The following is a 12669-nucleotide window of genomic DNA, read 5'->3' as shown; positions in this document are numbered from 1 at the left end:
GGGCGCCTTTCGTCGAATTCGCATTTATGCGCCGCGCCCTGCTCGGCGGCGTGGTGTTGGCGTTGAGCGCCGCACCGCTGGGGGTGTTTCTGATCCTGCGCCGCCTGAGCCTGATCGGCGACGCCATCGCTCACGGCATCCTGCCCGGTGCGGCCGTCGGCTTCTGGCTATTTGGCCTGAGCCTGCCGGCCCTGACCCTCGGCGGTTTGGTCGCCGGACTCGGCATGGCCGGCCTAGCCGCCTGGATCACCCGCCGCACCGGCCTGCGCGAAGATGCCAGCCTGGCGGCGATCTACCCGATTTCCCTGGCCAGCGGCGTACTGTTGCTGGGCCTGGCCGGGCGCAAGCTGGATCTGCTGCACCTGCTGTTCGGCTCGGTATTAGCCGTCGATCAGAGCACGCTCAACGGCATGCTGCTGGTGTCGCTCGGCAGCCTACTGGTCCTGGCGCTGATCTACCGCTGGCTGCTGCTGGACAGCCTCGATCCGCTGTTTCTTGCCAGCGTCAGCCGCTTCGGCCCGCTGGCCTATGGCCTGTTTCTGACCCTGGTGGTGCTCAATCTGGTGATCGGCTTCCAGGCCATCGGCGCGTTGATGGTGGTCGGACTGATGATGCTGCCGGCCGCCGCCGCACGTTTCTGGAGCCGCCATCTACCCAGCCTGCTACTGCTCGCCGCACTGACCGGTGCGACCTGCGTCTGGCTCGGCCTGCTGCTGTCCTACCACGCCAACCTGCCCAGCGGCCCCTGCATCGTGTTGCTGGCTGGCCTGGCCTATGCCCTTTCCGTGCTGTTCGGGCCGCTCAATGGTCTGCTGCGCACTACTTGCCCCTTACCTTCACCCTGAGGAACGCGCCATGCGTGTGTTGATCGCCCTATTCGCCCTGCTCGCGTCGCTGCCCTTGAACGCAGCAGAGAAGCTCAAAGTCGTCACCAGTTTCAGTATTTTGGCCGACATTACCCAACAAATAGCCGGAGATAAGCTCGAGTTGTACAATCTTGTCGGTGCTGATGCCGACGCTCATGTCTACCAGCCGAGCGCCGACGATGCCAAGGCGGTGCTCAACGCCGACCTAATCATCGCCAACGGTCTGGGTTTCGAGCCCTGGCTGCGGCGTCTGATCGCCAGCAGTGAAGCCCCCGGCAGACGGCTCGACGCCAGCGCCGGGGTGCTGCCGCTGATGCTTGATGAAGACGGCGAAAAGGTGCCCGACCCGCATGCCTGGCAGAACCTGGCCAATGCCGAGATCTATGTACAGAATATCGCCAAGACACTGAGCCAGGCCGACCCGGCCAACGCCGCCTACTACGGCAGCCGCCGCGATGCCTACCTGGCCGAAATCCGCGCCCTGCTCGTTGAGGCGCACCAGGGGCTCGGCCAGCTGCCACCGGCCCAGCGCACCATCATCACCAGCCACGATGCCTTCGCTTACCTGGGCCAGGCTTATGGCCTGAGCTTTATCGCGCCCCAGGGGCTAAGCACCGAGGACGAGCCTTCGGCCGCCGCAGTGGCGGCGCTGATCCGGCAGATCCGCGCCGACGGCGTGCGCGCGGTGTTCGTCGAAAACATCCGCGACCCACGACTGATCCAACAGATCGCCAACGAGGCCGGGGCCAAGGTCGGCGGCACCCTGTATTCCGACGCCCTGGCCAGGACCGGCCCGGCGAGCACTTACCTGGGCATGTTCAAGCACAACTGCGACACCCTGCTGGCTGCGTTGCGGCCATGAAGCCGTGGAGCCCATTGCTAATGGCGCGTCAGATCTTGCTGACGAACGTACGGGCTTGGTAGAGCGCGAAACCACTCAAGGCGATGATCACCACCACCGCCAGGATATCGGCCCCTGGATAACCCCAAAAATCAGACATGTTATTTCCCCTTCAGGCAGTTGCCTGCGTAGTGAGCGTATGGGTTTTGCTCAGATCAGCGCGGTATCGCGCATACGTTGCCGACCGAAATCGCTCAGACGAAATTTGAACAGCACCTTGCCGAGGCCGAAGTATTCCTGCTCATCCAGCTGCTCCTCGACACTTTCGATAATGCCGCTGGAATAGAGGTCGGTCAGGGTCACCCGCGTGGTGCCCCGCCAGTACGGGCCGGAAATGGCGTATTCGCGCTCAAGAATGTCCGATACCTGCCAATCCCATAATCCTTGCTCCAGCTGATCGTTGATCAACTGCAGGATACGGCCCTTCATATGCAGCTTTTTCATGAGCGGACCTCCTCTGCTTTGGTCTTGGACACGGCGCGCACCACTTCCAGCACCTCGTCGCTCTCGGTGTACATCACGAAACCACCGATGACGAACAGGGCAAGCCCGGCGAGGAAGTTCCACTCAGGAAACTCCAGGGTAAAGGCGGCCAGAAAGATCACCGCAAAAAGTCCGTACAAGGCAGCAATAGCCTGCCCGCGGCCCACGCCGATCAGAGGAAAGGACTTGTACCAGGACACATAACAGAAGGCGAAGGTGACCCCGGCCAACATCAACCAGCCGATTGCCGCCCAGTTGAACGTCGCCACTACCAGTTCCACCACCGGTTGATCGGTAAACAGGTAAATGGCGGGCAGAATCAGCGCGACCCAGTAGAGCACCTCGGCGGAGAAGCGCACGGTGATGCCCACGTCGGGGTCGGCAACATCCAGGCCTCGCCCAGCGATCGCCCCCTCAATACCCCAACCCAGTGCAGCCATGGCGCCGCCCAGATAGCCCAGCCAGCCACTGTCAGCGGTCCCCGTCAATTCACCGATAATCCCGGGCGCATAAACCGTCACACCGCCGGCCATGATGATGAAAATGCCGATCGCCGCCCGTTTGGTGATTTTCTCCTGATACCAGAGGCGAGCCAGGGTGGCGCCGATTATCGGGTACATCAGCGCGGCGATGGCGGCGAACGCACCACCGATATAACCCATGGCCAGATAAGAGCCGAAGATCGCCATGGGCCCACCAAAGATGGCGCCGATGAAGAACCACTTGGAAATATTGCGCATCTGGCGAATGGTGCGGCCGTATTCCCCCCATTTGCCGAGTACGCCATTCCAGAGAAACAGGAACAACAACACGGCGATGGCATTGAAGGTCGTCAGCACTGCCGCCGCCAACAGAAATTCGGAATTAGTCTCATAGGACAGATTGACATAGGGCGCTTCAAACCAGACGGCGGACCCAGGCACATACCAAGCCCCCCACAAAATAGCGCACCACAATGCCCAGATAAATCCCCAGCGAATACTACTGGCAGTAAAGCGCGTGCGCGCCTGCTCCAGACTTTTATGCATTATTATTGCCTCCTTGAAAATTGAAGGAGAGGCGCGCTGGCCACCGAATAATTTCGGCATTGTTAGCGAGTCGATGTATTGCATTCGACACTTCGTTACCCATAAATAGAGGTGGTAACTCCAGTGCAAAAAAACATGGCCAACTATTAAAATTGCCAAGCAGCACGTCGCTCCACGCTACAACGCTAACATGTGCTTCGCGAAACTGGCTAAGTATTTAACTATAAAAATTCAAACAAGCGGTCTGTTTGCTCAGTCATCAGCCAGTCAAAATTAGCTCATCTCTGGCTTGTTCGTGTGGTGGAATAAACGCTTGAGTGACTGGCCGTTGGGGTGGTCGTTGTCCGCCTCGGTGATGTGTAAAGCCCCGCGTATCCAGGCGCTTATTTACGCATCTCAAGGGCGCAATAAATCAGCATATTAATTGCAGTGGCCATATTTACCGAGAGTATATCCGGCTTATTTCTGTGCTCTTGCGCAACTATTTAAGGTGCGCCGTTCGCTGCCGTGATTTCTGAGTAAGCCCTTGCTGGTCGGGCATCTCAGCGAATTCAATGCCGAATAAAATACCGCCGTAGATTCCACTTTGCGCCGCTTCATGGGGCCACTCAGGCATCCCAGACTAATCTGCACGCTTGCTGTATGGTCTCACTTCATTTTCATGCATATCGAACCCGTGAATCTTGCGATTCAGGGTTCTTGATCTATTAACTCGTCTAGTTGATAGGCCGGTTTCTTTTTGTCTGTTCACGCGACAGCAAGACGCCTTATTCAGGGAGAAATTTATTACGACTCGAGTAGCCATTATTGGTGCCGGCCCCAGCGGTCTTGCACAACTTCGCGCCTTTCAGGCCGCCCAAGAAAAAGGTGCCGAAATCCCAGAGCTTGTATGTTATGAAAAGCAGGCGGATTGGGGGGGGTTGTGGAATTACACATGGCGCACGGGTCTGGATAAGCATGGCGAGGCGGTCCACGGGAGTATGTACCGCTATCTCTGGTCCAATGGCCCAAAAGAGTGCCTCGAGTTTGCCGATTACACCTTTGACGAGCACTTTGACCAGCCCATCGCCTCCTATCCACCGCGCGCAGTACTCTGGGATTACATCAAGGGCAGGGTCGAGAAAGCCGACGTCCGTCAGTATATCCGTTTCAATACGCCGGTTCGCCAAGTTAGTTATTGCCCGCAAAGTCGACAATTTACGGTAATTGCCCATGACCATGGCAGCGACAGTACCAGCAGTGAGCTATATGACCATGTGATCGTTGCGTCCGGTCATTTCTCGACACCCAGCGTGCCCTTTTTCGAGGGCTTCGAGGGCTTCAATGGCCGTATTCTGCATGCCCATGACTTTCGCGATGCAGTGGAGTTCAAGGACAAGGATATTCTCCTGATCGGCAGCAGTTATTCCGCCGAAGATATCGGTTCGCAATGCTACAAGTACGGCGCCCGGAGCATTACCAGCAGTTATCGCACCCGTCCCATGGGCTTCGATTGGCCGGAAAATTGGCAGGAAAAGCCCCTGCTGACCAAGGTCGATGGCGATACCGCCTATTTTGTCGACGGCAGTTCAAAGCGAATCGATGCCATTATTCTCTGCACCGGCTATCTGCATCACTTTCCGTTCCTTGATGAAGAGCTGCGCCTGAAAACCAGCAACCGTCTCTGGCCGCTGGGCCTGTATGAGGGCGTGGCCTTCGTCGAGCAGCCAGGCCTGTTCTACCTTGGCATGCAAGACCAGTGGTACACCTTCAACATGTTTGATGCCCAGGCCTGGTTTGTGCGGGATGTGATTCTGGGTCGTATCGTCACGCCCACCAAGCCGGCAATGGAGGCTGCCATCCAGACCTGGAGTCGGCGCGAAGCCCTGCTTAAAAGCGATGAGCAGATGATCCGTTATCAGGGCGACTACATAAAATCCCTGATCGAACAGACGGACTACCCGAGCTTCGACATCGAAGGTGTGAACCAGACTTTTCTGCAGTGGGAACAGCATAAGCACAACGATATTCTGACCTTCAGGGATCACTCCTATCGCTCCCTGATGACGGGTACGCAGGCACCGGCGCACCATACGCCGTGGCTCGAGGCGATGGATGACTCGCTAGACGCCTATCTGAACCCACCGAGCAAAGCGGAAGCTGAAAAGGCCATCTGAACCGGGGTCAATCAGGCCCTTCTCGACGGCTGATTAACGCTCTGCAATGTTCCGCCTGATCGTTGCAGAGCTTCATGGCATGCCCGCCTTGTTGCGGGCTCGCAGTTGTTCGCCCGGTCTGAGTTTCTCTGAGTACAGATCCCGCGGTTTACCACGCCTGCCGGGATCGGCTAGCGTTCAGGGGCACGGACCGCGTCGCGGCGTTTATTGGCAGACTCCATACGCCGGTAAACCCACCGGCTGCGCGAGGTGGCCACGGCAGGTTATCAACCTCCCCCCGCAACATCGGTCATGGCCTATGTCCAGCAAACCGAACATTTCCATCCGCGATTACCACCCCAGCGATCTCCAGGCTGTAGTCACGCTGTTCAGCACCTCCGTGCATGCTTTGGCGAGCGCTCAGTATGACGCCGCGCAGCGGCTGGCCTGGGCGCCAGAGAATGCCGATTTGCAGGCCTGGCAAGGGCGCCTGGCGACGTTGCAGGTCAGGCTGGCGCAACACCGGGGACAACTCGCCGGGTTTATCGGCTTCACTGCGAACGGTCATATCGAGCTGCTGTTCAGTGCGCCGTCGTACGTCCGGCAAGGGGTAGCGACGGCGCTGTATCGGGACGCCGAGGTCTGCTTGCGCAGCCTGGGCGTGGCGGCGCTGTGGACCGAGGCCAGCCTGACGGCGCGGCCATTCTTTACGCGGCAGGGCTTTTCTGTGGAGCAGGCACAGACGGTGGTGCGCGGCGCTGTTACCTTGCAGCGCTTTGCCATGCGCAAGTCGCTGCGTCCCTGAATTGCTGCGCGACAGCCCGCCACCCCGGAGTAACCATGACTCATCTGACCTGGACAGGACTTGCGCTGGTACTGCTGGCAGTCGCGGGGTTGGCCTACTGGAACTGGCGCAGTAACCGTCAACTCAGGCAGCTGGATCAGCGTGTCCGCCGACAGGGCGAATTGCTCGAGCAAATCGGCAGCGTGCTGGAAAACCCGCAACTCAGCGAAGACGAGCAACTCGCTAAAAGCGAAGCCCTACTGGCCAAGCTGCGGGAAAGCAGCAAGCCCTGAGTGGCAATCGCACAGCCTGCAACCGCAAGCCTGCAGGCGCCGCGCTGGTTGGCCCGCCTCTCGGCAGTGCATGGGCGCAGCGCCGTGCGCCGGCCATCTATACCTTAAGAGATATGGTCAAAGGCCGGCGGCGCGTGGCAGTGTGGCTTATCGCACCGCTCATTTTTCCGTACGGATGGACTGTCATGGATATTGCCGAATTCGCCGACCTGCTGGCCGCCGCCAAGGCCCAGCCGGAACCACAACGCTTGCTGCTGGTGTTCGTTAGCGCCGAGTTACCCGAAGACGCCAGCGCAGAAGAACGCCAGCGCCACGCCGAGAACCAGGGTGGCTCGCTCAAGCCGGTGCTGTGCGTCGACAAGCTGCCGGACGAACTGGTGGATTTTGCCGGGCTGCTGGCCGAGTCCAGCCGCACCGGTGTGGCCTGGGATCTGGTGTTCGCCGCCGGCCTGGCTGGGCGCGCAGGCATGGCGCCGAACAGCGACGAGGCCGAACAACCGCTGAAGATGATGGTCGGGGCCATCGAGGCCGGCAGTATCGGCAACTTCGTCGCCTTCGACCGTGAGGGCCATGCGGTCAACTTCTACTAGGCGCCGGTCACCGTACTACTGCGCAAATCGCAACAATCAAATAGCAGCGACTTAGTGCCAAGGTTCCCTGGCTCGCTGCGCGCGCCCATGTGAACGTTTCTGATGGGTAAAGCCCAACCGGGCGGTCCGGGTGCAAGACGCATAATTGTGCCGCTGGTTGCTGGGAGTGAACGAGCCCTGGGAGGTCAGCCGAGTCCGTGTCGACACCCGCCTGCCGTTGCTGGCCGACGACTGCGCAGCCATGGTCAATGTCAGCATCCAGTCGCTGGATCGCGAGCCGGGCCTGGTGTCCTTCTACGCGCCGGTGTTCGCCGGGGTGCACTACCGTTTTGCCGACGCGGTCGAGGACTATAGCAAGCGCTTCATGCAGGCCATGCCCAGCGCGGCGGCAGCATCCTGTTCGGCTGCAACTGCATCCTCAATTACCTCTATTCGCAGTTGCAGGGGAGCCAGACCGCGCGACTCATCGGCCCCATCATCTGCGGCGAAGTCGCGTACCAGCTGCTTAACCAGGCGGCGGTCTACCTGACGCTTGAGCAACGCTGAACCAGCGGCCTCGCACTGCCAGGATCGCGACCCGGCAGTGAAACAGTCGCGTGTCCGCCGCAGGACACGTTATGGTTAGGGCATGTCGCCCATTCGGCACAGTGCTGCCGGCGCTCGACCAGTTGGCAGTCATTTTCCCGGGCGAGGTCGACCCCGCGAGACCATAGGTTTGGACCCACCCAGACTCGTCCGTCCGCCCACTCTCAAGAGACCCGTATGCAGATCGAGTTGATCGAAATTCGCGACCACCTGCAGCGCTTCCCGCCCTTCGATGGGCTGCCCGAAGACAGCCTCGACGAGATCGCCCGCCAGGTCGAAGTCGGCTACTTCAAGGCCGGTAGCGAGATTCTCAGCTTCGGTGCGGAGATCCACGACCTGCACTATGTGCGCAGCGGCGCGGTGGAAATCTACCGGCGCACCGGGGCGCTCTACAATCGCCTGACCGAGGGCGATGTCTTCGGCCAGTTTGGCCTGCTGCGCGGGCATAAAGTACGTCTGCCGGCCCGGGCCATTGAAGACAGCCTGATCTATTTCATTCCCGGCCGCCTGTTCGAGCAACTCTGCGAGGCCCATGACTTCTTCGCCGACTTCGTCGAGGCCGAGGGCCAGTCGCGGCTGAAGTCGGCGGTGGAAAGCCAGGGCAACGCCAGCGATCTGATGAAGATCAAGGTGCGCAAGCTGGTCTCGCGGCGCACGGTCAGCGTGCCCCTGGGCACCTCGGTGCAGGAAGCAGCGCGGGTGATGACCGAGCACAGCGTGTCTTCCCTGGTGATCCTCGGACCGCCATCCGCCGCCGGGGCGCCCCTGAGCCAGGTGATGGTCGGCATTACCACCGATCGCGACCTGCGCACCCGGGTACTCGCCGAAGGCCTGGCCCTGGACACCCCGGTCGATCGGGTGATGTCACCCAACCCGATCACCATCAATGCCGACGACTCGGTGTTCGAGGCGATGCTGTGCATGCTCCGCCACAATATCCATCACCTGCCGGTGGTGTACCGTCAGCGCACGGTCGGAGTGATCAACCTGTCGGACATCATCAAATACGAGTCGCAGAGCAGCCTGTACCTGGTCAACAGTATCTTCAACAAGCAGTCGGTGGCCGAGTTGCAGGCCCTGTTGCCGGACCTGCGCACCACCTTCCTGCGCATGGTCAATGAACAGGCCACCGCCCACATGATCGGCAGCGCCATCTCGGGCATCGGCCGCAGCCTGACCCAGCGCCTGCTGGAGCTGGCCGAGCAAGAGCTCGGCCCGCCGCCGGTACCCTACTGCTTCATGGCGCTGGGCTCGATGGCCCGCGACGAGCAGTTGATCGTCACCGACCAGGACAACGCCCTGGTCCTCGACAACCGCTTCGATCCGCGAGTCCACGACGACTACTTCCTCAAACTGGCGACCTTCGTCAGCGACGGCCTGGCGGCCTGCGGATACAGCTACTGCAAGGGCGGGATCATGGCCACCAATCCCCAGTGGCGCCAGCCGTTGCGGGTGTGGAAGGGCTACTTCAACCAGTGGATCGACCGGCCCAACCCGGAAACCCTGCTCAACAGCTGCATCTTCTTCGACCTCGACAGCGTCTACGGCGAGGCCGAGCTGGTCGAAAGCCTCAAGGACCTGCTGGCGCAGAAAGCCAGCAGCAACCCGCTATTTCTCGCCAGCCTGGCGCGCAACGCACTCAACCGCACCCCGCCGCTGGGCTTCTTCCGCACCTTCGTGATGGAGAAGGACGGCCAACAGAACAACATCATCAACCTCAAGGGCCGCGGCACCGCCCCGCTGACCGACCTGATCCGCGTGCATGCCCTGGCCGCCGGCTCCAAGGCGCAGAATTCCCTGGATCGCCTGGACGCCATCGCCAGCACCAAGCTGCTGACCGAGGAAGCCATCACCAAGCTGCGCTACGCCCTGGAATTCCTCTCCATCGTGCGCATCCGCCATCAGGCCATGGACCTCGAGGCCAGCCGCGAGCCGGACAATTACATCGAGCCGGAAAAGGTCTCCGCCAGCGAGCGCTACAACCTCAAGGAAGCCTTCCAGGTACTCAGCAACGCGCAGAAATTTCTGCGCTTCCGCTACCCGGCGGGCGGGTCCCAGTGAAGCTGCCCACGGTCTCGCGTAATACCGCCCGCGTAGCGCCGACAGATTGGCCGAATATCTTCATCCGGCTCGCGCAAACGGCCAAGGATCCGCGCCTGGCCGCCTTCTATCAGGCCGGCGTGGTAGCCGCCGACACCCCGCTGGAACAGGTACCGCTGGTGGCGCTGGACGTGGAAACCACCGGTCTGGATTGCAATCGCCACTCGATCGTCAGCCTCGGTCTGGTGCCCTTCAACCTGGTGCGTATCCGCTGCGGCCAGGCGTTGTACTGGGTGGTGAAGCCGGTTTCCGAGCTGAGCAGCGAGTCAGTCACCTTCCATCACATCACCCACAGCGACATCCGCGACGCCCCCAGGCTGACGACTATTCTCGGTGAATTGCTGACGGCCATGGCCGGCAAGGTGATGGTGGTGCATTACCGCACGATCGAGCGCGGTTTTCTCGACCAGGCGGTACGTCAGCATCTGGGCGAGGCGCTGCACTTCCCGGTGATCGACACCATGGAACTGGAGGCTCGGTTACACCGCAGTCAGCGTCAGCCGGGCTGGTTCGACCGGCTGTTCGGCCGTCAGCCGACTTCCATCCGCCTGGCCGACAGTCGCCTGCGCTATGGCCTGCCGCTGTACCAGGCGCACCACGCCCTGACCGATGCCCTGGCTACGGCGGAGCTGCTGCAAGCGCAGGTAGCCACCCACTATTCGCCGACCACCCAGGTCGGCGAGTTGTGGAGCTGATGGATTGCTGCGGGGTACATTTTTGCGAGGGGCCACTGGATCACGCGGAGCTCTTGTAGGAGGGGCTTTAGCCGCGATGCTTTTGCCCACTCCCGTTGGCCAGCGTAGGATCGGTTGAGCGCAGCGATACCCATAATCCTGAGCGGGTGCCAGTCATTGCGCCGCGTTGACTGACCCTTCATGTTGCGCGCCCGAGGGGCGCAACCCGCATCAACCCACACGATGTAATGCCGAACATAAATAGCCGCGTCAGCACCCCACCAACCTGGTTAAGAACTCGCGGCTAATGCCCCTCCTACAAGAATTGCGGCGGTGACTCAAACGACCCAGCCCTGCGCAGCGCAGACAAAAAACGCGCCCGAAGGCGCGCTCTTGAATTGCCCAACAACAGCGGTCAGCGCGGCTCGCTCATCAAGCCTTTGACGATGGACACGCAGCCCACCAGCAAGACGATGGTGAACGGTAGTCCAGTGGACACCGCCATCGCCTGTAGGGCTACCAAGCCGCCGCCCAGCAGCAGGGCGATGGCGACCACGCCTTCCATGATGGCCCAGAATGCCCGCTGTGGAATCGGCGCATTGACCTTGCCGCCAGCGGTGATGGTATCGATTACCAGCGAACCCGAGTCCGACGAGGTGACGAAGAACACGATCACCAGGACGATGCCGATAAAGGAGCTGATCTCGGCCAACGGCAAATGCTCAAGCATGACGAACAGCTTCAGTTCCAGCGCGGCATCCTGCACCCCGGTGAAGCCATCGCCGACCAACTGGCCGATGCCGGTACCGCCAAAGGCAGTCATCCACAGCACCGAGGCCAGGGAAGGCACCAGCAGCACCGCGACCAGGAACTCGCGCACCGTGCGACCGCGGCTGACCCGCGCGATGAACATGCCGACAAAGGGCGACCAGCTGATCCACCAAGCCCAGTAGAAGGCGGTCCAGCCCTGGCTGAAGTTGGCGTCTTCACGCCCGAAGGGATTGGACAGCTCGGGCAGATAGACCAGGTAGCTCCCCAGATTGCTGAAGAAGCCGGTGATGATCGCCAGCGTCGGACCTACCAGAATGATGAAGCCGAGCAACAGGATCGCCAGGATCATGTTCAGCTGGGACAGGCGTTTGACCCCCTTGTCCAGGCCGGCCATTACCGACATCAAGGCAATCGCGGTGATCCCGATGATCAGCAGCACCTTGCTGGTATCGGTCGCGGCTATGCCGAACAGGTGATCGATGCCGGCTGCCGCCTGCTCGGCGCCCAGGCCCAGCGAAGTGGCGAGGCCGAACAGGGTGGCGAACACGGCGAGGATGTCGATCACATGCCCTGGCCAGCCCCACACCCGCTCACCCAGCAGCGGGTAGAAGATCGAGCGGATGCTCAGTGGCAGGCCCTTGTTGAACGAGAACAGCGCCAGCGCCAGCGCCACAATCGCGTAGATCGCCCACGGGTGCAGACCCCAGTGGAAGATCGTGGAGGCCATTGCCAGGCTCGCAGCCTCCTGCGCATTGCCGGCGGCAGCGCCCAACGGCGCCCAGTCGGTGCGCAGGCCATCTTCGCCGAGACTGGTCCCGCCCATGGCCGAGGCAAAGTGGGTCATCGGTTCAGCCACGCCATAAAACATCAGGCCGATGCCCATGCCGGCGGCAAACAGCATGGAAAACCAGCCGGCATAGGAATGGTCGGGCGTCGCATCTTTGCCACCCAGGCGTACCTTGCCCAGCGGCGAGACGATCAGGAACAGGCAGAGCAGCACGAAGATATTGGCCGAGGCGATAAAAAACCAGGCCAGGTTACTGGTCAGCCAACTACGTACGGCACTGAACAGCGGCTCGACTTCGCTTTGCAAAGCCAGCGCCAGGACCACGAACAGCACCACGGTCAGAGCCGAGATACTGAAGACCTTGCCGTGGATATCCAGGTTGAACAGGAACCTGCCTTTGATGTTGTCCTGGCCGACCACATAGTCGGTATCAATCAGGTTGGCGGCCCCGCTCGGGGCCGGAATGCCACCCTCTATTTCCGCTTGTGGCTGTGGCGTCGTGTCATGCGAAGGGGGTTTTTCCATGTGGAGTTCTCCTTGAGGCATTTAACTCGCTGGCAAGCACAAGAAGGACGGATTCGCCCAACTTACAACTCATCGCGACCGAAAATATTTTTTCGGTTAGCCGGTAAGGGTAACAGGCAAACCCCACGTTTGCTGGCCACAGGCCGT

12 protein-coding genes and 1 pseudogene are annotated in these 12669 nt (G+C 60.8%); 10 read left to right on the top strand and 3 right to left on the bottom strand.

All coding sequences use genetic code 11. From position 1 onward, the window contains the following. Positions 1-26: 26 nt before the first annotated feature. Together VCJ09_RS24075 and VCJ09_RS24070 are read left to right on the top strand one after the other, a co-directional pair. Positions 27-845 carry a metal ABC transporter permease gene (locus VCJ09_RS24075; protein ID WP_324734728.1) on the top strand — a complete coding sequence of 273 codons (819 nt, stop codon included), beginning with the start codon at positions 27-29 and terminating at the stop codon, positions 843-845. Between the two features lie 10 nt (positions 846-855). Then, positions 856-1728: a metal ABC transporter substrate-binding protein gene (locus VCJ09_RS24070; RefSeq protein ID WP_324732497.1), complete on the top strand. Its 873-nt coding sequence runs from the start codon at positions 856-858 to the stop codon at positions 1726-1728. A 189-nt stretch (positions 1729-1917) separates the two neighbouring features. On the opposite strand, the gene VCJ09_RS24065 is transcribed toward VCJ09_RS24070, so the two are convergent. Both VCJ09_RS24065 and VCJ09_RS24060 read right to left on the bottom strand, forming a co-directional pair. After that, positions 1918-2211, bottom strand: coding sequence for a hypothetical protein (locus VCJ09_RS24065; RefSeq protein ID WP_324732496.1), 294 nt, complete (start codon positions 2209-2211; stop codon positions 1918-1920). Continuing rightward, complete coding sequence (locus tag VCJ09_RS24060; RefSeq protein WP_324732495.1) at positions 2208-3362, bottom strand: DMT family transporter; 1155 nt, start codon at positions 3360-3362, stop codon at positions 2208-2210. The genes VCJ09_RS24065 and VCJ09_RS24060 overlap by 4 nt, the downstream gene beginning before the upstream one ends. A 701-nt stretch (positions 3363-4063) precedes the next feature. On the opposite strand from VCJ09_RS24060, the gene VCJ09_RS24055 reads away from it, so the two are divergent. The 8 genes and pseudogenes from VCJ09_RS24055 to VCJ09_RS24025 all read left to right on the top strand — a co-directional run bounded on the left by VCJ09_RS24055 (position 4064) and on the right by VCJ09_RS24025 (position 10460). Continuing rightward, positions 4064-5434, top strand: coding sequence for an NAD(P)/FAD-dependent oxidoreductase (locus VCJ09_RS24055; protein WP_324734727.1), 1371 nt, complete (start codon positions 4064-4066; stop codon positions 5432-5434). Positions 5435-5732: 298 nt separating this feature from the next. Then, positions 5733-6218, top strand: a complete 486-nt coding sequence (locus VCJ09_RS24050) for a GNAT family N-acetyltransferase (RefSeq protein WP_324732494.1) — start codon at positions 5733-5735, stop codon at positions 6216-6218. Between the two features lie 35 nt (positions 6219-6253). Then, positions 6254-6490 carry a hypothetical protein gene (locus tag VCJ09_RS24045; RefSeq protein WP_324732493.1) on the top strand — a complete coding sequence of 79 codons (237 nt, stop codon included), beginning with the start codon at positions 6254-6256 and terminating at the stop codon, positions 6488-6490. A 185-nt stretch (positions 6491-6675) separates the two neighbouring features. Further along, positions 6676-7080, top strand: a complete 405-nt coding sequence (locus tag VCJ09_RS24040; RefSeq protein WP_324732492.1) for a ribonucleotide reductase subunit alpha — start codon at positions 6676-6678, stop codon at positions 7078-7080. 166 nt (positions 7081-7246) lie between these two features. After that, positions 7247-7468: pseudogene (locus VCJ09_RS24945) on the top strand (DUF6976 family protein); the annotation flags it as partial. A 50-nt stretch (positions 7469-7518) separates the two neighbouring features. Continuing rightward, positions 7519-7626, top strand: a complete 108-nt coding sequence (locus VCJ09_RS24940; protein WP_407692998.1) for a DUF6976 family protein — start codon at positions 7519-7521, stop codon at positions 7624-7626. A 216-nt stretch (positions 7627-7842) separates the two neighbouring features. Continuing rightward, positions 7843-9726 carry a DUF294 nucleotidyltransferase-like domain-containing protein gene (locus tag VCJ09_RS24030; RefSeq protein WP_324732490.1) on the top strand — a complete coding sequence of 628 codons (1884 nt, stop codon included), beginning with the start codon at positions 7843-7845 and terminating at the stop codon, positions 9724-9726. Then, entirely contained in the window at positions 9723-10460 is a 738-nt protein-coding gene (locus tag VCJ09_RS24025) for a 3'-5' exonuclease (protein WP_407692997.1), read from the top strand. The genes VCJ09_RS24030 and VCJ09_RS24025 overlap by 4 nt, the downstream gene beginning before the upstream one ends. A 394-nt stretch (positions 10461-10854) precedes the next feature. Here the strand turns inward: VCJ09_RS24025 and VCJ09_RS24020 are convergent, their stop codons facing one another. Next, positions 10855-12522: a BCCT family transporter gene (locus VCJ09_RS24020; RefSeq protein WP_324732489.1), complete on the bottom strand. Its 1668-nt coding sequence runs from the start codon at positions 12520-12522 to the stop codon at positions 10855-10857. Between the last annotated feature and the right edge of the window lie 147 nt (positions 12523-12669).

Source organism: Pseudomonas paeninsulae (genome assembly GCF_035621475.1).
In the GTDB taxonomy this organism is placed as follows: Bacteria; Pseudomonadota; Gammaproteobacteria; order Pseudomonadales; family Pseudomonadaceae; genus Aquipseudomonas; species Aquipseudomonas paeninsulae.
Note: the sequence above shows the minus strand (reverse complement) of the source record. Positions and strands in the feature narration are given on the sequence as shown.